Below are 20,450 nucleotides of genomic sequence, written 5' to 3' on the forward strand. Positions count from 1 at the left end.
AACTATTGGAAATCTACTAATTTCCAAATTAATATAAAAACACGCAATGTTTAAGTATAGAGGTTCGTCCTCTATGCTTTCATTTTTTCAATAATAATTATAAAGGTAAGCTTATGTATGTAGTAAAAAGAGATGGCCACAAAGAGCCCGTAATGTTTGATAAGATTACAGAAAGAATCAAAAAATTGTGTTACGGGTTAAATGAACTTGTAGATCCTGTTAAGGTAGCTATGCGCGTTATCGAGGGATTGTATGATGGTGTTTCGACTTCGGAACTAGATAATCTTGCTGCCGAAACTGCGGCTTCAATGACGATTGCACATCCGGATTATGCTCAATTGGCTGCTCGTATTGCAATTTCAAACTTACACTCTAATACTAAAAAATCGTTCTCAGAAACGATGAAGGATATGTATAACTACGTAAATCCAAGAAATGGTCAAGAAGCACCACTTCTTTCGGATGAAGTATTTAAAGTAATTCAGGAAAATGCTGAGTTTTTAGATTCGCATATCATATACACAAGAGATTTTAATTACGACTACTTTGGTTTTAAAACCCTGGAGCGTTCGTATTTGCTTAAAATAAATGGTAAGATTGTCGAGAGACCACAACATATGTTAATGCGTGTGTCTGTAGGTATTCACCTTGATGATTTAAAATCGGTAATGGAAACATACGACTTAATGTCGAAGAAATTCTTTACCCATGCAACACCTACATTGTTTAATGCAGGAACACCAAAACCTCAAATGTCATCTTGTTTCCTTCTTGCAATGCAAGACGATAGTATCGATGGGATTTATGATACGTTAAAACAAACAGCTAAAATTTCTCAATCGGCTGGAGGAATCGGACTTTCTATTCATAATGTACGCGCTACAGGTTCTTACATTCGTGGAACTAACGGAACTTCAAACGGAATTGTTCCTATGTTGAGAGTATTTAATGATACAGCACGTTATGTAGATCAAGGTGGAGGAAAACGTAAAGGAAGTTTTGCGATTTATATCGAAACCTGGCATGCAGATATCTTTGAATTTTTGGATTTAAAGAAAAATACAGGAAAAGAAGAAATGCGTGCGAGAGATTTATTCTTCGCAATGTGGACTTCTGATTTATTCATGAGACGTGTACAAGAAGATGCTTCTTGGACATTAATGTGCCCTAACGAATGTCCTGGGTTATATGATGTTTACGGAGAAGAATTCGAAACAATGTACCTTGACTATGAATTTAGAGGAAAAGGAAGAAAAACAATCCGCGCTCGTGAATTATGGGAGAAAATCCTTGAATCACAAATCGAGACCGGAACACCGTATATGTTGTACAAAGATGCAGCAAACCGTAAATCTAACCACAAGAACTTAGGAACAATTCGGTCTTCAAACTTGTGTACTGAGATTATGGAGTTCACATCTAAAGATGAAATCGCAGTTTGTAACCTGGCTTCTATTTCGTTGCCAATGTTTATCGAGAACGGGAAATTTGATCACGAAGCGCTTTACAACGTTACAAAACGTGTAACACGTAACTTAAACAAAGTAATCGACAGAAACTACTATCCAGTAAAAGAAGCTGAGAATTCTAATATGCGTCACCGTCCGGTAGGACTTGGTGTGCAAGGATTAGCAGATGCTTTTATCTTGTTGCGTATGCCGTTTACAAGTGATGAGGCTAAGAAATTAAACCAGGAAATTTTCGAAACATTATACTTTGCAGCTGTAACCGCATCTATGGAAATGGCTCAGGAAGAAGGACCGTATTCTACATTTGCAGGATCTCCAATGTCACAAGGAGAATTCCAATACAATATGTGGGGAATGAAAGACGAAGAATTATCAGGACGTTGGGACTGGGCTTCGTTACGTAAAGAAGTAATGGAACATGGAGTTCGTAACTCATTATTGGTTGCTCCGATGCCAACAGCTTCGACTTCTCAAATTTTAGGAAACAATGAAGCTTTCGAGCCTTATACTTCTAATATTTACACACGTCGTGTATTATCTGGAGAATTTATCGTTGTAAACAAACACTTACTAGAAGATTTAGTAAAACTTGGATTGTGGAACGAAACATTGAAGCAAGAAATCATGCGTCATAACGGATCAGTTCAAAACATTGATATTATCCCGCAAGACTTAAAAGATCTTTATAAAACTGTTTGGGAAATGTCGATGAAAGATATTATCGATATGTCACGCCAAAGAGGTTACTTTATAGATCAATCGCAATCATTAAACTTGTTTATGCAAGATGCAAATTATTCTAAACTTACATCAATGCACTTTTATGCTTGGCAATCAGGTTTAAAAACAGGAATGTATTACCTACGTACCAAATCGGCTGTAGATGCAATTAAATTTACATTAAACAACGATAAAAAAGAAGAAGATGCGCCAGCAGCAGCTTTGGTTCCAGAAACAGAATCAATTAGTGTTGAGGATTACAAAGCAATGTTGCTAAAAGCACAAGCAGGAGATCCAGACGATTGCGAAATGTGTGGTTCTTAATCTTTTTTTAGAAGATAAAAAATAGAATAAAGATTTTATTCTTAGTTAATAGAAAGCGGTTGTCATTATGATAGCTGCTTTTTTTTTGCCCAAACTTGTCATCTCGAAGAATGAGAGATCTCCACGAGTAGCTCGCCAATCTTGTCCTTCATCGTCAGGAAAGACAAGATTGAGAAAAAACTTTGCGATTCTTCGTGGCTCTTCTTTGCGAAACTTTGCGAAATAGCTTTTATGCCAGAAGAAAGGCAAACTTGTAGAGAGTATCAATAAATATAGAGTAAATACTCAATTTCCTCAAGGGCAATATTGAATCTATAAATAGCGTTTTTAATCTTAGAAGCTTAGCAACTAAGAATCTCAGAACCTCCTTTTTAAACCTTTTAAAAAAAACAAAGTCTTATTCTCAAATAAATTCCTGCGTTATGAAAAAAAGCAATGTTTGGTCGTTACGATTGGGTTTTTCAGGTAAAGAATCTGATAAGATTGAAAAACTAGGATTAGAAAAATTTCTAAAGCATTCCTATGATTCAAAATTCGACAAACAACTTCCTGCTTTTTTAGACGATGATCCCAAAACACTTGTAGAACTTAAAGAACTACGCGAATCTATAAAAACGGCTGACTCAGAAGCTAAAAAGAAAGCTTTTAAAAAAGAAATCTATTCGGCGGTTGAATTAAAAAAATGGTGGATTGCCAAAATGCGAAACGATGAATTTCCGTTACGCGAAAACATGGTTTGCTTCTGGCACAATCACTTCGTATCTACTTCTCAAAAAGTAAAAGTTAATTACTGGATTTACCAGCACAATATGATTTTGCGTGAGCATGCTTTCGGGAACTTCAAAGAACTCACTAAGCAAATCATAAAATCGAATGCAATGGTGAGGTACTTGGATAATGTTGATAATAAAAAAGGGAAATATAACGAAAATCTAAGTCGCGAATTACTTGAATTGTTTACAATTGGAATTGGGAATTATTCTGAAAACGATGTTAAAAACGGAGCAAGAGCTTTGGCTGGACTTAATTATGGAGATGATGGTGCGGTTTACAGGCGCTTTGCAGAAGATGATACCGATAAGACGTATTTTGGAAAAACGGGAAATTGGAAAGCAGATGATTTAGTTGATATAATTTTTGAACAAAAAAGTATTCCGTATTTGATTACCCGAAAAATTCTGAAATGGTTTATTTATGATAATCCGTCAGAAGAATTAGTGACCTATTATGGCGATTATTTTAGGAAAGTGAAGTTTGAAATAGAACCGTTGCTAACTAAAATTTTTACCGAAGAATATGGTAAAGATGTTTCCGGAACCAAAATAAAAGATCCGTTAGTATATATTTTACAACTCCTAGAAGAATTACATATTGATGATCTCGATGACGGTATGGTTATGTTCTTTTTGAAACAGCAAGGAATGGATTTATATAATCAGGTGAATGTAAAAGGTTGGGATGGCGGAAATTCATGGCTGACTTCTCAGGTTTATTTGCAACGAAATAACAGCTCAGATTTACTTTGTAGCGGAAGAAGTATTACGAAAAAAGTACTGAATACAATGAGTGGTGAAAGTGAGAAGCCGAAGGCAGAATTTGATAAAATTGATGTCAAAATAGATTTTGATTCTAATGGGAGTAATAAAACAATTATCACCGAATTGTCTAACAGGTTATTATTTAAAGTAGATGAATCGGTACAAAAAGACATGGAGGATTTACTTAAATATGATTTTGATCCGAAGGATTCTCATGCCAATTATGCAGTAATCAGACTGTTTAATTACATTACAAAGTTGCCAGAATATCAATTAATCTAGAAGTTTAAAGTTATGAACAGAAGGAATTTTATATCGATAACAGGGACGTTTACTGGTGGAATGCTTTTACTTCCTGATTTTTTGCATGCTTATGGTTCTCAAAATAGTTTGGTAATTGGGGAGCAATGTGTTGTATTTGTTCAGCTTAATGGAGGGAATGACGGATTGAATACTTTTATTCCGTACGATAATCCGTTGTATTATGATTTGAGGACAAAAATTGCTTTGAATAAAGATGTTGTAGTTGGGAAGAATAAAGGAATGGCATTTCATCCTTCTTTGAAAGATTTTGCTCAAATGCAGCAAAATGGAGATTTAACGGTAATTCAGAATGTAGGTTATCCAGAGCCAATTCGGTCGCATTTTCGTAGTCAGGAAATTTGGCAAACAGCAACAGATTCTAATAAATATATAAATGAAGGATGGTTGGGGCGGTATTTGGATTTGCAATGTAAAGAACATCAGGCAACGGCAGGAATAAATCTGGACACAATAGATAATCTGGCTTTGAAAGGAGTAGAGCCCAATTCAATCACAGTTAAAGATCCAAACCGATTTAAGGTAAAATCAGATAAAGAAGAGAATGTAACATTGTCAAATAATCCGCAATTAGATTTTGTTCGAAAAATAGCTAATTCAGTTATTGAAGGATCTGATGAAATTCAGAAAGCATTGGCAAAATCTAAAACTGAAATAAGTTATCCTAAAACAGAATTATCTAAAAATCTAGAATGGATTGGTAGATTAATAAAAGGAAATTTAAATTCAAAAGTTTATTATACATCACTTGGCGGATTTGACACACATGATAATCAGCTTGCGATCCATGAGAAAAAGTTATCCGATTTGAATGATGCTTTGTACGCTTTTTATCAGGATTTAAAACAGGCACAATTACTTCAAAATGTTACGGTTGTTGTGTTTTCGGAATTTGGAAGAAGAGTAAAAGACAACGGAAACGGAACCGATCACGGAACAGCAGCGCCGATGTTTATTATAGGTGGGAATAATAAAGGAACAATTTTAGGGAATAATCCAGATTTGTCTAATTTGGATAACGGGGACTTAAAATATGAAATTGATTTTAGAAGTGTATATGCTTCCTTATTACAGCAAAAAATGAATTTTGATTATTCTAAAATTGGAATAAATAATAAGCCTGTTGGCGGATTGTTCTCGTAAGTTTTATTTTCTGTCCACAATATTTCATTTCGAGGAACGAGAAATCTCCACAAGTAACTCCATTCGCAGAATCGTCAATCTTTATCGAGCTTCTTGCGGAGATTTCTCGTTCCTAGAAATGACAAGATGGAGTAAAAACATTCCTTTTAGTTTGAGAAAATGATATTCAAAGTCAGAATGAATTTGTGCTAATTTGTGAATTCGTGGCGAAAAAAAATCGTGTTTTTCTTAAACCCAATGCATCGTAATTTTGATTAAATTTGTAACATTGATAATATTAGTAATACTGAAAATATGGAAATTAAAAATTTATCTAAATATAGTGATGCAGAAAAAATTGTTTTGGCAGAACAATTATGGGATAGTGTTTCTAAAGAGAATTTAGAAGTTTCTGATGATGTGAAGAGGGAATTAGATATTCGTATTCAGAATTTAGAAGAGGGGAAAACTGAGTTATATACTTGGAATGAGGTTAAGGCTCATTTAAGATCGATTAGATAATGCGTAGGATTAGGTTTGTTAAAGAAGCGTTATTTGATGTTGAAGATGTTGTTATTTGGTATGAAGAACAAAGAATAGGGCTTTCGTATGATTTTGAGCTTTGTCTGGAAGTGGGACTTGATGAAATCTCAAGAAACCCGAATGCTTTTCAAAAGAAATATAAAAATGTAAAAATCAGATTTATTTAAAGATTCCCTTATGGGATTCATTATCGATTTGAGAAAGATGAAATTGTTGTTATAGGAGTATTTCATACATCGCGTTCTCCTAAAAACTGGTCTAAAAGACTAAGGTTATAAAATCTCATTTTCTTTGCAATTAAGTGTCATGAAAATTTCACAATGCAATAGTGAATGTGCAGAAGTTGTCTGTAGTAAATTAATAAAGAAAGCCATCATTAAGATGGTTTTTTTTATGGGAAATCCTTTTGTAGGTAAAATTTATGAAATAATAATGCTCCATAAATGGATGAAAAGAATTGATTAAATTTGTAAAAAACAATAGTAATGAGTTATCCGGTTTTAGAAATTGCACATAAAATTATTGCACACACAGACGCTAGTCAGGGAGAGATTATTTCTAACTTAAAACTGCAAAAAATACTGTATTATATGCAAGGTTTTTTTATTGCTGTATATGATAAGAAATTATTTGAAGAAGAATTTGAAGCTTGGCAATATGGTCCAGTTGTGAGGGATATGTTTGACCATTTTAAAGATTTTGGTTCGGGTGCCATAACGCTAAACGAAGATGTGCAAATTATTGAATTGACTGAGGAAGAAAATGAATTGTTTAAGGAAGTAATGACGGAATTTGGACAATTTTCTGCTATAAAGTTGATGGAAATGACACATGCAGAGTTACCATGGAAGAAAATTTTTCATGAAAATCCTCAAGGAGAAATCTCTTATGACTTGTTGAGAGCGTATTTTAAAACTCAAATCATCGAGTAGATGGGTAAAATTAAAAAGAGAGATATTAAGGAAAGTAAAATTACAGTTCCTAATCAAAATAATACCGAATTAAACTATCCAATTTTTTGCTTCAAGTATTTGCAGACGGAGCCAAATAAAGATTATAAGTTTTATGCGGACTTTGTGGAGAGGTTAAAGAAACTATCTAATTTATCTTGGAGTCAGATAAATGTGGCCCAAAAACATGGCTTTGGAACTGAAAAAATACCCGTAGCACAAATAAAACCAGATTTACCTAAATTTGTTTCACCAGATGTAACAGATTTAATTGTTTTTAGAGCAAATGGGGATAATCGACCTTTTCTGGGTTTAAGAAAACAAAACGTTTTTCATATAATATTCTTGGAAGAGAAGTTTGGAGATATCTATAATCACTAATTAGCAATTGGTTAAATCGCATTTTAAGGCTGATTTATTTAAATATCTTACAAAATTGAGCTTATTTGTTAAGAAATCCTTTTTTGTTTCATAAAATGCATTATTTTTTTTGGTGCAGTAAAAATAATTTATACATTCGCAGAGAATTTATTGAAAAACACAAACAAAATGTCAAGCAACCGTTTTTATTTTAGCAACTCTTTTTATTTCTTCTTTAGTAGAAGTGAGGATTGTGCTATGGTTATTTGAGAAAATTTAAAAGACAAATAAAACTAATATACAATCCTGATGCAAATCAGGATTTTTTTTTGAGTATATGACAACAAAAATTGCAATACAAGGTATTAAAGGTTCATTTCATCATCAGGTAGTGAATGAGTATTTCTCTGAAAACGTGGATATTGACGAATGTTTATCATTTGAAGAATTAATTGATAGCGTACTTTCGGGAAAATCAGATCAGGCTGTAATGGCGATTGAAAATTCGATTGCGGGACCAATTATTCCGAATTATGCCTTGATAGATAAGAACAATTTGCACATAATTGGCGAGCATTATTTAAATATCGCTCAGAATTTAATGGCATTAAAAGGCCAAAAAATGGAAGATATTACAGAGGTTCATTCGCACCCAATGGCATTGTTACAATGTATGGATTTCCTAAAAAAATATCCAAATATTAAATTGGTAGAGGATAAAGATACTGCCGAAACAGCAAGAAGAATCCAAGAGAAACAATTAAAAGGGATTGCAGCAATTGCAAGTAAAGCGGCTTCGGTAATGTATGATTTAGAAATTCTGGCACCAGAAATTCAAACAATCAAAAACAACATGACCCGTTTTGTGATTATCAAGAAAGAGAATTCGTTTTTGCCTACAACTGAGATCAATAGAGCGTCGATTAAATTCGAGCTGAATCACAAAAGAGGAAGTTTGGCAGCAGTTTTAAACGTAATGAGCGATTGCAAACTGAATCTAACAAAGATTCAATCGTTACCAAAAATTGAGACACCTTGGAAATATTCATTTTTTGTAGATGTAACTTTTGAAGATTACGAAGATTATGCTAAAGCAAAAAGATTAACAGAAATAATGGCTGAGTATTTTAAAGTTTTAGGAGAATATAAGAATACAAAACCATAAAACACGGAATTTTCAAATTCCAAATTCCAATCCTTCGGGACGCTCAGGATGACAAAAAAATAAAATAGGAAGCATAAAGCTTATGGCTTAAAGCCTAAAGCAAAAACAAAAGAACCATGATAACAACAGCAAAAAGATTAGATGTCGTAGAGGAATACTACTTTTCTTCGAAGCTTAGAGAAGTAAGACAATTACAATCTGAAGGAAAGTCAATCATTAATATGGGAATTGGAAGTCCGGATTTAAACCCTTCTAAAGCAGTTGTCGAAGCAGTAGTTTCGGCAATGCAAGATGAAAACGCACATCAATATCAAAGTTATCAGGGGTTGCCAGAATTGAGAAAAGGAATGGCCGATTTTTATCAGGATAATTATGGTGTTGCTTTAAATCCTGTTAATGAGATTTTACCATTAATGGGTTCGAAAGAAGGAATTATGCATATTTCATTGGCTTTCCTAAATGAGGGAGATCATGTTTTAATTCCGAATCCAGGATATCCAACATATACTTCGGTTACAAATTTGGTTGGTGCAGTTCCTGTTTATTATGATTTGAAAGAGGATAATAACTGGGAACCAGATTTTGAAGCTTTAGAGAAATTAGATCTTTCGAAAGTAAAGATTATGTGGTTGGGCTATCCGCACATGCCAACTGGAGCAAGAGGAAGTTTGGAGTTATTTGAAAAATTGGTTGCTTTTGCTAAAAGACATAACATTTTATTGATTAATGATAATCCGTATAGTTTTGTCTTGAATGATAAACCAATGAGTTTGTTACAGGTTGAAGGAGCAAAGGATGTAGCATTAGAGCTTAATTCGTTGAGTAAAACTTTTAACATGGCAGGATGGAGAGTTGGGATGGTTTTAGGAAACGCTGCAACTATTGATGCTGTCTTGAAAGTGAAAAGTAATATGGACAGCGGGATGTTCTACGGAATCCAAAAAGGAGCAGTTGCAGCATTAAATTGTGATAAATCATGGTTTGAAGAGCAAAATGTAATTTACAGACGCCGTCGTGAATTAACCAATAAACTAGCTGAAAAGCTAGGTTGTAAAGTATATGCTGAGGGAGTTGGATTATTTGTTTGGGCAAAATTACCAGAAGGTATAGCATCGGCAGAAGATTTTATCGACCAGATATTATATGAGAAACATATTTTTATTACGCCGGGAACTATTTTTGGTAGTAATGGAGAAGGATACATAAGGTTTGCACTTTGTGTAAAAGAAGAGAAAATACAAGAGGCAATAGAGAGATTTTAAATTGTCATTGCGAGGAACGAAGCAATCTCTGATGCTGAATCAATTGCTAGTGTGATTGCTTCGTACCTCGCAATGACAAACGTCTTGAAAAAACGAAAAGTTTAGCCCTGATGGAAGCGGCATCCTTTTTCTTGCTTCTTTAGAAAGAAAAAGATACAGCGGACAGCAGGATTAGCTTTAAATAAAAAATAAAAATGAACATACACGTAATAGGAATAGGGTTAATAGGAGGTTCAATGGTTTTAGATATCAAAGAATTATATCCGGAGGCTACTATTTACGGAATTGATAATAACGAAGCGCACTTACAAGAAGCAATTGCGTTGGGTGTTATCGATAAAGCGTCGACTTTTGATGATTTGGTAACTGCCGATTTTGTAATTGTTTCGGTTCCTGTAGATGTTGCGCTTACTGTTTTGCCTAAAGTTCTGGATGTGATTGGTGAAAATACAATTGTTTTTGAAGTAGGTTCTACTAAAAAACCAATTTGTGAAGCGGTTGCAAATCACCCAAGAAGAAGAAACTTTATAGCAACTCATCCGATTGCGGGAACGGAATTCTCTGGACCTTCGGCGGCGATAAAAGGTCTTTTTAAAGGGAAAACGAATATAATTTGTGAGGTAGAAAAAACCACTTTTAAACTACAGGAAAAAGCCTTGCAACTTTTTACAGCAATTGGAATGCGTATACGATATATGGAGCCAAAATCGCATGATAAACATATTGCTTATGTATCACATTTATCTCATATAAGCTCATTTATGCTTGGTAAAACGGTAATAAATAAGGAGAAAGACGAACAGGATATTTTTGATATGGCGGGAAGTGGATTTGAAAGCACTGTACGTTTAGCAAAAAGTTCTCCAGCAATGTGGACGCCGATTTTTAAACAGAATAAAAAACAGGTAATCGAAACCCTGGAAGAATATATATCAAATCTTACCCAGTTTAAAGATTTGCTGGCTGCGGATGATTATAATGCCATTTATGAGGAAATGGAAAGCGTGAATAAAATAAAAGAAATCTTAAACGGAATAACAATAAAAAAATAAAAAAAAATGGAAAACAAGAAAGAAATGAGAAATTGGTTAAATGATTTCAATTTAACTCATCCGCTTGTAATTGCAGGACCTTGTAGTGCTGAAACTGAAGAACAAGTATTGAAAATTGCTCATGAATTAAAAGACTCTGACGTAAGTATATTCAGAGCTGGAATCTGGAAACCAAGAACGCGTCCGGGAGGATTTGAAGGTGTTGGAGAAATTGGTTTGAAATGGTTACAAAAAGCTAAAAAAGAAACTGGTTTATTAATGGGAACTGAAGTTGCGACTGCTGCTCATTGTAAATTGGCTTTGGAACATGATATTGATGTTTTATGGGTTGGTGCTCGTACTACAGCAAATCCGTTTGCAGTTCAGGAAATTGCAGATACTCTTAAAGGAACTGATAAAATCGTTTTGATTAAAAACCCTGTTAACCCAGATTTATCTTTGTGGTTAGGTGGTGTTGAACGTTTACATATGGCGGGAATCGAAAAACTAGGTGTAATACACAGAGGATTTTCGACTTACGAAAAAACTAAATACAGAAACATTCCAGAATGGCAGATTGCTATCGAATTACAAAATAAATTCCCTGATTTACCTTTAATCATTGATCCATCTCATATTACTGGAGATCGTAAAATGATTCTTGAAGTAACGCAAGAAGCTTTGGATTTAAATTATGATGGTATGATTATCGAAACTCATACTGATCCTGATAATGCATGGAGTGATGCTGCACAACAAGTTACACCAGATGCTTTGAAACAAATTTTTAAAGATTTGAGAGTAAGAAAGACTGATGATAAGACTGACGAATACAGCCAGAAAATGTCTAAATTAAGAGCTAATATCGACGTTCTTGATGCTAATTTATTAGACTTATTAGGAAAACGTATGAAGGTTGCTGACGAAATTGGTCAGGTGAAAAAAGATGCAAACGTTGCTATTCTTCAAAACAATCGTTGGAACGAAATTCTAGGTAAAATGATCCTGGAAGGAGAGAAAAAAGGATTGTCGGAAGAATTTGTTCTTAAAATGTTTAAAGCAATTCACCAAGAAAGTATTAGTCACCAAGAAAGAATATTGAACGCATAAGTCGTTTTAAATCATATAAGAGGTATGAGTTCGGATAAGGGTTTGTAAGCATTAAACTTAGATGTACTTATACCGCTTAAATGGTTAATCATTCTCGAAAATAGAATCTTCATCACTTTTAATTAAGAGATGGAGATTTTTTGTTTATACAGATTTACAAAAAAAATGGACTTTGAACTTTTAACGAAAACAATCATTTATCTTTGCAAAGATTTTGGTTTTGAATCTAAAATCTAAAATCAGAATATCTAAAATTAAAAAATGACAGGAACCGTTTACAAATCTACAGGAAGTTGGTACACCGTAAAATCTGAAAAAGGAGATTTTATAGAGTGTAGAATGAAAGGAAAGTTTAGGATTAAGGGTATTAAAAGTACTAATCCTATTGCTGTAGGAGATGTTGTGGATTATGAACTCGAAGAAAGTTCGGATACTGTAACAGGAACGATTCATAATATTCACGAAAGAAAAAATTATATCGTTCGTAAATCGGTGAATTTATCCCACCAGATGCATATTATTGCGTCTAATATTGATTGTGTTTTTTTATTGGTAACTATCAATAATCCTCCAACGACATTTAATTTCATTGACCGTTTCTTGGTTACGGCCGAAGCATATGGAATTGAAACTATATTGATTTTTAATAAAATCGATACTTTTGATGAAGCTACGCTCGACGAGCAATTGTATATGCAGTATGTATATGAGCAAATAGGATATAAATGTTTGCGTGTTTCATCGACAGAAGGAAAAGGTGTTGAGGAATTAAAAGATATGATGATTGGTAAAGTAACGATGTTCTCAGGACACTCTGGAGTTGGTAAATCGACTCTTGTAAATGCAATGGAACCTAGTTTACATCTTAAAACCAAAATGATTTCGACAGCCAGTAAACAAGGACAACATACAACAACATTTGCAGAAATGTTTGATTTGTCTTTCGGTGCTCGTATTATTGATACGCCTGGAATTAAAGGTTTTGGTATTGTCGATATGGAGAAAGAAGAAGTTAGTGGTTATTTTCCTGAGTTTTTTAAATTAAAAGACCAGTGTAAATTTAACAACTGTTTACATAAAGACGAACCTCATTGTGCTATTAAAGCTGCTCTGGAAAGAGATGAGATTGCTTGGTCACGTTATAATAGTTATCTTAAAATCCTAGAAGGAGAAGACGAACATTACCGTACAGATATTCATAATGAAGATCGCGCAGCAAGCGATGAGACGAGGAAATAATTGTGAATTATTAATTGTGAATTATTAATTGTGAATTGTGAATTATGGCAGAGAATATAATAAAGACAAAGTCATTTAGCTTTGCCCTAAGAATTATTAAATTATTTCAATTCTTAAATCAAGAAAAGAAAGAGTTTATTTTGAGTAAACAATTACTTCGTAGCGGTACATCAATTGGAGCATTAGTTCGAGAATCGGAACAAGCAGAAAGTAAAAAAGATTTTATTCATAAGCTTGCAATAGCTCAAAAAGAAGCTAATGAAACAGATTATTGGTTAGAATTGTTGTTTCAGTCAGATTATTTAAATGAAACTCAATTTAAATCTATAAAATTTGATATTGTAGAAATAAATAAAATTTTAGCTTCTATAATAATAACTACTAAACAAAAAATAGAAGCGAAATGAATTCACAATTAACCATTTATAATTTACCATTATTTTGAGAGTTGTTCTTCAAAGAGTTTCTTCAGCCTCGGTAGTGGTTGATGGTAATAAAGTAGCCGATATCCAAAAAGGGCTACTTGTTTTTGTTGGGATTGAAGATGCCGATACACAGGAAGATATTGACTGGTTGGCTGGGAAAATAACCAAAATCAGAATTTTTGGTGACGAAAATGATGTCATGAACTGTTCTGTTCAGGATATTAAAGGCGAAATTATAGCCGTAAGCCAGTTTACACTTCATGCTGGGACGAAAAAAGGAAATCGTCCGTCTTACATAAAAGCTTCAAAGCCAGATATTGCAATTCCGCTTTATGAAAGTTTTGTGGCAACGCTGGAAAAGGAATTTGGAAATAAAATTCAGACAGGAATTTTTGGTGCTGATATGAAAATCAGCCTATTAAATGATGGTCCTGTAACAATAATAATAGATAGTAAAAATAGAGAGTAAAAAGAACGAACATTTGTTAAAGATTTCTAAAAATGATATATATTTGGCGAAATTACTTATAAAATGAAATCGATTTTCTGTTCTCTATTTTTTATTTTGTTTACTTTTTCTTCAACTGCTCAAAAAGGAGAATATATTGCTGCAAGTATTTCTGATAGTCTTAAAGAAAATGCAGAAGCTGTTATTCGTTTAAATCAAATAGATGTTGTAATTGCTTCTCAAAGAAGTATGAAAACGAAGCATAAAAGAGTTATAACAGTATTTAATGAAAAAGGGTTAAGTGCAATTGATGCTACTGAATATTACGATAAATCGGTAACGGTTAAAAATATTGAAGCTACAGTTTTTGATGCCTTAGGCAAAGAAATAAAGAAAATAAAACGTAAAGATTTTCGAGATCAAAGTGTTATAAGTGGCGGGACATTGTTTTCTGAAAGTCGCTATATTTATTTAGATTATACTCCTGTTCAATATCCGTTTACTTTAGTATACGAAAGTGAAGTTGAAACTTCTACAACTGCTTTTATTCCTAAATGGTTACCTCTTGATAATTATTACATGAGTGTAGAAAAAAGCATCTTAAATGTAACGTATCCAAACAATTTAGGATTTAAGAAAAAAGAACTCCATTTCTCTGGATTTGATGTAAAAAAGACAAAAGATACCGATACGCAACTTTCTTATGTGGCAACTAATATTCTGGCTCAAAAAAGAGAAGATTATAGTCCTGCATTTAGCGATATTTTTCCTTGTGTTATGATGGGATTAGAGAATTTTCATCTCGAAGGTGTAGATGGAAGTGCAACAACATGGGAAGCTTTTGGGAAATGGTATGCCGATAAAATTTTATTAGGTACAATAGATTTGTCTGATGAAACAAAAGCAAAAATTAAAGCTCTTGTTGGAACGGAAAAAGATCCTGTTAAAAAAGCTAAAATAGTATATGACTATGTACAGAAAAAATCAAGATATGTAAATATTGCGATTGGTATTGGTGGATGGAAACCGATGTTTGCAAATGATGTAGATAGATTAGGATATGGAGATTGTAAAGCATTAACTAATTATACAAAAGCACTTCTGGAAGCTGTTGGCGTTCCTTCTTATAATACAATTTTATATGGGAATCCGTATAAAATGAATATAGACTCAGACTTTGTTTCTATGCAGGGAAATCACATGATATTATCTATTCCGAACGGAGATAAATATATTTGGCTTGAATGCACAAGTCAAGACGACCCTTTTGGGTATCAAGGTACTTTTACAGATGATAGAGATGTATTAATAATTAAACCAGAAGGAGGAGTAATTGTTAGAACAACTATTTATGATGATAAAAATAATACGCAGATAAGTAAAGGGAATTACGCTTTATCCGATGAAGGTAATTTATTTGGAGCAATCGCAATAGTTTCAGGAGGTTCTCAGTACAGTAAAAAAATGGGAGTTGAGAAGATGCCACCTACTGATAAAGATGCACATTATAAAGATTACTGGGATAATATTAATAATCTGAAAATAAATAAGACGGTTTTTTCTAACGACAAAGAGAATGTCAAATTTACCGAGGATGTCCAAATAAACGCTTCTAATTATGGTGTTATTTCAGGAAGTAAAATGATGTTTGTGGTAGATGCTTTTAATCAATACACAGGAAGTATAAAGAGAATTAGAAATCGAAAAAGTCCATTAGAAATACAAAGAGGTTATTTTGATACTGATGAAATAGAAATTAATTTACCAGCAAGTTTTACAATCGAATTTTTACCAGCAAGTTTTGAACTGAAAGGTAAATTTGGAGAATATAAAACTGAGATAATTAAAAAGGAGAATAATAAGTTGCTCTATAAGCGTTCCATGCTTCTAAATAAAGGAAAATATTCGGCTAAAGAATACGATGAATATCGCCTTTTTATGGAGCAAATTAATAGAAATGATAATGCCAAAATTATACTAACCAAGAACTAAAACCAATGAAATTTAACCAACTAACAATCGTTTTATTTGTTGTGCTTTCCTTTTCAAAAATTACAGCACAAGAATTTAAATTAGGGAAAGTATCCATTCCAGAATTACAGGAAAAAGTACATGCCAAAGATACTTCAGCTTCAGCTGCAATTTTATTCAGAAAAGGGACCTCTTATTTTGAATATGATCCGGTTGATGGTTTTGTAATTATAACTGAGGTTGAAAGCCGAATTAAAATCTATAAAAAAGAAGGTTACGAATGGGCTAATCAAGGGGTAAGGTATTACATAGGTGATTCTAATACAAAGGAAAGTGTTTCGTTTTCTGATGCGGTTACTTATAATCTTGTTGATGGAAAAATAGAGAAAACTAAACTTAAAAGTGATGGAACTTTTGATGAGAATTTTAATAAATATTATAATAAGAAAAAGATAACAATGCCTAATGTAAAAGAAGGTTCTGTTATTGAATTTAAATATAGAATAAAAGCTTTGACAATTGGTTCCATGAGGGATTGGTATTTTCAAACTTCTATTCCGGTTAACTATTCTGAATTTATAACCCGAATTCCAGAATATTTTGTTTACAATAATAAGCAAAAAGGGTATATCTTCCCTAAAGTTAATAAAGAAACAAGTACTAAGTATATTGTATTTAACAATAAAGAAAGATCAGGAGGAAGAAATTTAGGAACTACTTTTTCTCAGGATAAACTAGAATATCAGGAAGAGAAAACTACTTATACAGCAGAGAATTTGCCTGCGATGAAAGAAGAGGCGTATGTTAATAATATTAATAATTATACCTCATGTCTGGAGCTTGAATTGTCTATGACAAAATACCCTAATCAGCCAATGAAGTTGTTTTCAACTGATTGGAATTCAGTTGTAAAAACAATATATAACTATGAAAGTTTTGGCCCAGAATTAAATAAAACAGGATATTTTGAAGATGATTTAAAAACATTACTTGCAGGTGTAGATGTGCAAGATGATAGAATTAATCTAATATTAAATTTCGTAAAAGCAAGAGTTAAATGGAATGGTTATACTGATTATGGATGTGATAACGGGGTAAAAAAAGCTTATAAAGAAAAAACAGGGAATGTGGCTGATATAAATCTTATGTTAACAGCTATGTTGAGACATTCAGGATTAACTGCAAATCCTGTTTTAGTAAGTACACGTTCTAACGGAATCTCAATATTTCCTAATAGAACTGCTTTTAATTATGTAATTGCGGCTGTTGAAACTCCTAATGGAATTATTTTACTAGATGCTTCAGATAAGTATTCAACCCCAAATATTTTACCATTTAGAGCTTTAAACTGGATGGGTAGATTAATACGTAAAGATGGGACTTCTGAGGAGATTGATTTAATGCCTAAAATAGTATCTGCCAACAATGTGTCTATGATTTATAATGTAGATGCTAGTGGGAATGTGAGTGGAAAAACTAGAAAGCAGTATACAAATTACAATGCCATGATGTTTAGGGATAATATTGGTGATGTGAAAGAAGATGTATATCTTGAAAAATTAGAAAATGATAATAATAAAATTGAGATAAGCGAGTATTCCAGAACAAATGAAAAAGATTTATTATTGCCTGTAATCGAGACCTTTTCGTTTTCGGGTAATAACCTTTGCGAAATAATTGGTGATAAAATTTATATAGATCCAATGTTGTTTCTTACCGATAAGAAGAATCCTTTTACACAAGAGAATCGTGAATATCCTGTAGATTATGGTTTTCCATCTTCAGATAAGTATAGTATTAATATCACTATTCCAGATGGGTTTGCTGTTGAAACTTTGCCAGCTTCGGGAGGATTTGCTATGGAAAATGATTTAGGTTTATTTAAGTTTATTAGTTCTGTAAATGGAAACATTTTACAAGTTGTAATAACACACCAGATAAATGAGCCAGTAATACTACCAGATGATTACTCAGTTTTAAAAGAGTATTATAAAGGGATGATTGCTAAAGAGAATGAAAAAATAGTTTTAAAAAGAATATAATATGAGGTTTTGGAGTTTAGTAATGGTTGTTTTTCTGTTTTTTTATTTTTCAAAAATTGAAGCACAAGAATTTAAATTAGGAAAAGTATCTATTTCTGAATTACAGGAAAAAATATATGCCAAAGACACTTCGGCAGCAGCAGCAATTTTATATAAAAAAGGTGTTTCTCGTCTTGAATATGATATGACAGACGGATTTATAATTATGACAGAGGTCGAAAGCCGAATTAAGATTTATAAAAAAGAAGGTTATGATTGGGCAAATCAAAACATATCATATTATATAGGGGCTTCTGGTTTAAAAGAGAATGTTACTTTTTCAGATGCGGTTACTTATAACCTTGTAGATGGAAAAATCGAGAAAACTAAACTTAAAAGCGATGGGGTATTTGATGAGAACTTTAATAAATATTTTAATAGAAAGAAGATAACAATGCCTAATGTAAAAGAAGGTTCTGTTATTGAATATAAGTACACCATAAAATCACCAAGTATAAGCTCAATGAGAGATTGGTATTTCCAAGCCTCTATACCAGTAAACTATTCTGAATTTGTAACTAAAATTCCAGAATTTTATGTTTTTAATGCAAAGCAAAAAGGATATATTTTTCCAGAGGTAAATGTCGAGAAAAATACTAGGTCTATCATGTTTGTGAGTAAAGAGCAATCACGAGGTGGTGGGTTTAACGTGGCTCAAACTAGTTATTCCAATGAGAAAGTTGATTATTTGGAAAACAAAACTACCTATACAGCAAAGAATTTACCTGCTATGAAAGAAGAGAGGTATGTTAATAATATACGTAATTATACTTCGTGTATTGAGCATGAATTGTCTGCGAAGAAATTTCCTAATCAACCAGTTAAATCATTTTCAACCGATTGGAATTCAGTTGTGAAAACAATATATAATTATGAGAGTTTTGGCCCAGAATTAAATAAAACAGGATATTTTGAAGATGATTTAAAAACATTGCTTGCAGGCGTAGATACTCAAGATGAAAGAATTTATCGAATATTAAATTTCGTAAAAAACAGAGTTAAATGGAATGGTTATACTGATTATGGATGTGATAATGGGGTAAAAAAAGCCTATAAGGAAAAAACAGGAAATGTGGCTGATATAAATCTTATGTTAACGGCTATGTTGAGGTATTCAGGATTAACTGCAAATCCAGTTTTAGTAAGTACACGTTCTAATGGAATTGCAATTTCTCCTAATAGAACGGCTTTTAACTATGTAATTGCGGCTGTTGAAACGGCCAATGGAATTATTTTACTAGATGCTTCAGATAAATATTCAAATCCAAATATATTACCTTTTAGAGCTTTAAATTGGATGGGGAGATTAATACGTAAAGACGGAACCTCAGAAGAAATTAATTTAATGCCTAAAATAGTATCTGCAAATAATGTATCTATGAGTTATAATGTAGATGCTAGCGGGAATGTGAGCGGAAAAACAAGAAGGCAGTATACAAATTACAATGCCATGATGTTTAGGAATAATATTGGTAATGTGAAAGAAGATGTATATCTTGAAAAATTAGAAAATGATAATAATAAAATTGAGGTAAGCGAGTATTCAAGAACAAATGAAAAGGAATTGTTACTGCCTGTGATAGAGACTTTTTCGTTTTCAGGTAATAATCTTTGTGAAGTTATTGGAGGTAAAATTTATATAGATCCAATGTTATTCTTTACAAATAAGCAAAATCCTTTTACACAAGAGAATCGTGAATATCCTGTAGATTATGGTTTTCCATCTTCAGATAAGTATAGTATTAATATCACTATTCCAGAAGGATTTGCAGTTGAATCGATGCCAGTATCAGGAGGATTTGCTATGGAAAATGATTTAGGTTTATTTAAGTTTATGAGTACTGTAAATCAAAACGTATTACAGATAGTAATGACACACCAGATAAATGAAGCAATAATACTAGCTGAATATTATCCTATGTTAAAAGGTTATTACAAAGGAATGATTGCTAAAGAGAATGAAAAAATAGTTTTAAAAAGAATATAAAATGGATTTAAAAAATGCCCAACTAGATGTCGATACCTGGATAAAAGAACATGGAGTTCGTTATTTTAATGAATTGACTAATATGGCACAACTTACAGAGGAAGTAGGGGAAGTTGCCAGAATTATTGCGCGTCGTTATGGAGAGCAATCAGAGAAAGAAAGCGATAAGAATAAAGACCTTGGCGAAGAATTAGCCGATGTTGTTTTTGTGGTTTTATGCTTGGCAAATCAAACAGGAATTGATCTTCAGTCTGCATTTGATAAAAAAATGGATTTGAAATCTGTTCGAGATAAAGACCGTCATAAAAACAACGATAAACTAAAATAATGTGATAAGTTAGGGTAAAGCTTTGGAGTATCCTTTTTTTAAAATAAATTTGCAAA

General features: G+C 32.6%; 18 protein-coding genes. All 18 read left to right on the plus strand.

The features are described from left to right. The first annotated feature begins 113 nt into the window (after nt 1–113). The 18 genes from SHI72_RS21750 to SHI72_RS21835 all read left to right on the plus strand — a co-directional run bounded on the left by SHI72_RS21750 (nt 114) and on the right by SHI72_RS21835 (nt 20,394). Nucleotides 114–2,513 carry a ribonucleoside-diphosphate reductase subunit alpha gene (locus SHI72_RS21750; protein ID WP_039115926.1) on the plus strand — a complete coding sequence of 800 codons (2,400 nt, stop codon included), beginning with the start codon at nt 114–116 and terminating at the stop codon, nt 2,511–2,513. Nucleotides 2,514–2,935: 422 nt separating this feature from the next. Continuing rightward, complete coding sequence (locus SHI72_RS21755; protein ID WP_323491384.1) at nt 2,936–4,333, plus strand: DUF1800 domain-containing protein; 1,398 nt, start codon at nt 2,936–2,938, stop codon at nt 4,331–4,333. Between the two features lie 12 nt (nt 4,334–4,345). Continuing rightward, nucleotides 4,346–5,515, plus strand: a complete 1,170-nt coding sequence (locus SHI72_RS21760) for a DUF1501 domain-containing protein (RefSeq protein ID WP_323491385.1) — start codon at nt 4,346–4,348, stop codon at nt 5,513–5,515. Between the two features lie 294 nt (nt 5,516–5,809). Then, nucleotides 5,810–6,016 (plus strand): addiction module protein, encoded by a 207-nt coding sequence (locus SHI72_RS21765; RefSeq protein ID WP_039112900.1) that lies wholly within the window; start codon nt 5,810–5,812, stop codon nt 6,014–6,016. Further along, nucleotides 6,016–6,204: a hypothetical protein gene (locus SHI72_RS21770; RefSeq protein ID WP_323491386.1), complete on the plus strand. Its 189-nt coding sequence runs from the start codon at nt 6,016–6,018 to the stop codon at nt 6,202–6,204. The genes SHI72_RS21765 and SHI72_RS21770 overlap by 1 nt, the downstream gene beginning before the upstream one ends. 318 nt (nt 6,205–6,522) lie before the next feature. After that, nucleotides 6,523–6,969, plus strand: coding sequence for a Panacea domain-containing protein (locus SHI72_RS21775; protein WP_086895431.1), 447 nt, complete (start codon nt 6,523–6,525; stop codon nt 6,967–6,969). After that, complete coding sequence (locus SHI72_RS21780) at nt 6,970–7,368, plus strand: hypothetical protein (protein WP_323491387.1); 399 nt, start codon at nt 6,970–6,972, stop codon at nt 7,366–7,368. It begins immediately after the preceding gene. A gap of 316 nt (nt 7,369–7,684) precedes the next feature. Beyond that, nucleotides 7,685–8,512: a prephenate dehydratase gene (locus tag SHI72_RS21785; protein ID WP_323491388.1), complete on the plus strand. Its 828-nt coding sequence runs from the start codon at nt 7,685–7,687 to the stop codon at nt 8,510–8,512. 116 nt (nt 8,513–8,628) lie between these two features. Further along, a complete protein-coding gene (locus SHI72_RS21790; protein WP_323491389.1) occupies nt 8,629–9,774 on the plus strand; it encodes a pyridoxal phosphate-dependent aminotransferase in 1,146 nt (381 codons plus the stop codon). A gap of 194 nt (nt 9,775–9,968) precedes the next feature. Next, the gene (locus SHI72_RS21795) at nt 9,969–10,826 is read left to right on the plus strand and encodes a prephenate dehydrogenase (protein ID WP_039117860.1); all 858 of its coding nucleotides are present in this window, start codon (nt 9,969–9,971) and stop codon (nt 10,824–10,826) included. A 6-nt stretch (nt 10,827–10,832) separates the two neighbouring features. Further along, on the plus strand, nt 10,833–11,915 hold the full coding sequence (locus tag SHI72_RS21800) for a bifunctional 3-deoxy-7-phosphoheptulonate synthase/chorismate mutase type II (RefSeq protein WP_039112909.1): 1,083 nt from the start codon (nt 10,833–10,835) through the stop codon (nt 11,913–11,915). A gap of 261 nt (nt 11,916–12,176) precedes the next feature. Further along, nucleotides 12,177–13,154 carry a ribosome small subunit-dependent GTPase A gene (rsgA, locus tag SHI72_RS21805; protein WP_039112910.1) on the plus strand — a complete coding sequence of 326 codons (978 nt, stop codon included), beginning with the start codon at nt 12,177–12,179 and terminating at the stop codon, nt 13,152–13,154. A gap of 44 nt (nt 13,155–13,198) precedes the next feature. Continuing rightward, nucleotides 13,199–13,561 (plus strand): four helix bundle protein, encoded by a 363-nt coding sequence (locus SHI72_RS21810; RefSeq protein WP_039112911.1) that lies wholly within the window; start codon nt 13,199–13,201, stop codon nt 13,559–13,561. A gap of 34 nt (nt 13,562–13,595) precedes the next feature. Next, complete coding sequence (dtd, locus tag SHI72_RS21815) at nt 13,596–14,048, plus strand: D-aminoacyl-tRNA deacylase (protein ID WP_039117859.1); 453 nt, start codon at nt 13,596–13,598, stop codon at nt 14,046–14,048. A 63-nt stretch (nt 14,049–14,111) separates the two neighbouring features. Then, entirely contained in the window at nt 14,112–16,019 is a 1,908-nt protein-coding gene (locus tag SHI72_RS21820; RefSeq protein ID WP_323491390.1) for a DUF3857 domain-containing protein, read from the plus strand. Between the two features lie 5 nt (nt 16,020–16,024). Further along, nucleotides 16,025–18,040: a DUF3857 domain-containing protein gene (locus tag SHI72_RS21825; protein WP_323491391.1), complete on the plus strand. Its 2,016-nt coding sequence runs from the start codon at nt 16,025–16,027 to the stop codon at nt 18,038–18,040. 1 nt (nt 18,041) lies between these two features. Continuing rightward, the gene (locus SHI72_RS21830) at nt 18,042–20,066 is read left to right on the plus strand and encodes a DUF3857 domain-containing protein (protein ID WP_039112915.1); all 2,025 of its coding nucleotides are present in this window, start codon (nt 18,042–18,044) and stop codon (nt 20,064–20,066) included. A gap of 1 nt (nt 20,067) precedes the next feature. After that, entirely contained in the window at nt 20,068–20,394 is a 327-nt protein-coding gene (locus SHI72_RS21835) for a nucleotide pyrophosphohydrolase (protein ID WP_039112916.1), read from the plus strand. The last annotated feature ends 56 nt before the right edge of the window (nt 20,395–20,450 follow it).

This window comes from Flavobacterium sp. PL02 (assembly GCF_035013205.1).
In the GTDB taxonomy this organism is placed as follows: domain Bacteria; phylum Bacteroidota; class Bacteroidia; order Flavobacteriales; family Flavobacteriaceae; genus Flavobacterium.

Coding starts and splice junctions, on each gene's coding strand:
- SHI72_RS21750 (WP_039115926.1), top strand. CDS start 114: ATGTATGTAGTAAAAAGAGATGGCCACAAAGAGCCCGTAATGTTTGAT.
- SHI72_RS21755 (WP_323491384.1), top strand. CDS start 2,936: ATGAAAAAAAGCAATGTTTGGTCGTTACGATTGGGTTTTTCAGGTAAA.
- SHI72_RS21760 (WP_323491385.1), top strand. CDS start 4,346: ATGAACAGAAGGAATTTTATATCGATAACAGGGACGTTTACTGGTGGA.
- SHI72_RS21765 (WP_039112900.1), top strand. CDS start 5,810: ATGGAAATTAAAAATTTATCTAAATATAGTGATGCAGAAAAAATTGTT.
- SHI72_RS21770 (WP_323491386.1), top strand. CDS start 6,016: ATGCGTAGGATTAGGTTTGTTAAAGAAGCGTTATTTGATGTTGAAGAT.
- SHI72_RS21775 (WP_086895431.1), top strand. CDS start 6,523: ATGAGTTATCCGGTTTTAGAAATTGCACATAAAATTATTGCACACACA.
- SHI72_RS21780 (WP_323491387.1), top strand. CDS start 6,970: ATGGGTAAAATTAAAAAGAGAGATATTAAGGAAAGTAAAATTACAGTT.
- SHI72_RS21785 (WP_323491388.1), top strand. CDS start 7,685: ATGACAACAAAAATTGCAATACAAGGTATTAAAGGTTCATTTCATCAT.
- SHI72_RS21790 (WP_323491389.1), top strand. CDS start 8,629: ATGATAACAACAGCAAAAAGATTAGATGTCGTAGAGGAATACTACTTT.
- SHI72_RS21795 (WP_039117860.1), top strand. CDS start 9,969: ATGAACATACACGTAATAGGAATAGGGTTAATAGGAGGTTCAATGGTT.
- SHI72_RS21800 (WP_039112909.1), top strand. CDS start 10,833: ATGGAAAACAAGAAAGAAATGAGAAATTGGTTAAATGATTTCAATTTA.
- rsgA (WP_039112910.1), top strand. CDS start 12,177: ATGACAGGAACCGTTTACAAATCTACAGGAAGTTGGTACACCGTAAAA.
- SHI72_RS21810 (WP_039112911.1), top strand. CDS start 13,199: ATGGCAGAGAATATAATAAAGACAAAGTCATTTAGCTTTGCCCTAAGA.
- SHI72_RS21820 (WP_323491390.1), top strand. CDS start 14,112: ATGAAATCGATTTTCTGTTCTCTATTTTTTATTTTGTTTACTTTTTCT.
- SHI72_RS21825 (WP_323491391.1), top strand. CDS start 16,025: ATGAAATTTAACCAACTAACAATCGTTTTATTTGTTGTGCTTTCCTTT.
- SHI72_RS21830 (WP_039112915.1), top strand. CDS start 18,042: ATGAGGTTTTGGAGTTTAGTAATGGTTGTTTTTCTGTTTTTTTATTTT.
- SHI72_RS21835 (WP_039112916.1), top strand. CDS start 20,068: ATGGATTTAAAAAATGCCCAACTAGATGTCGATACCTGGATAAAAGAA.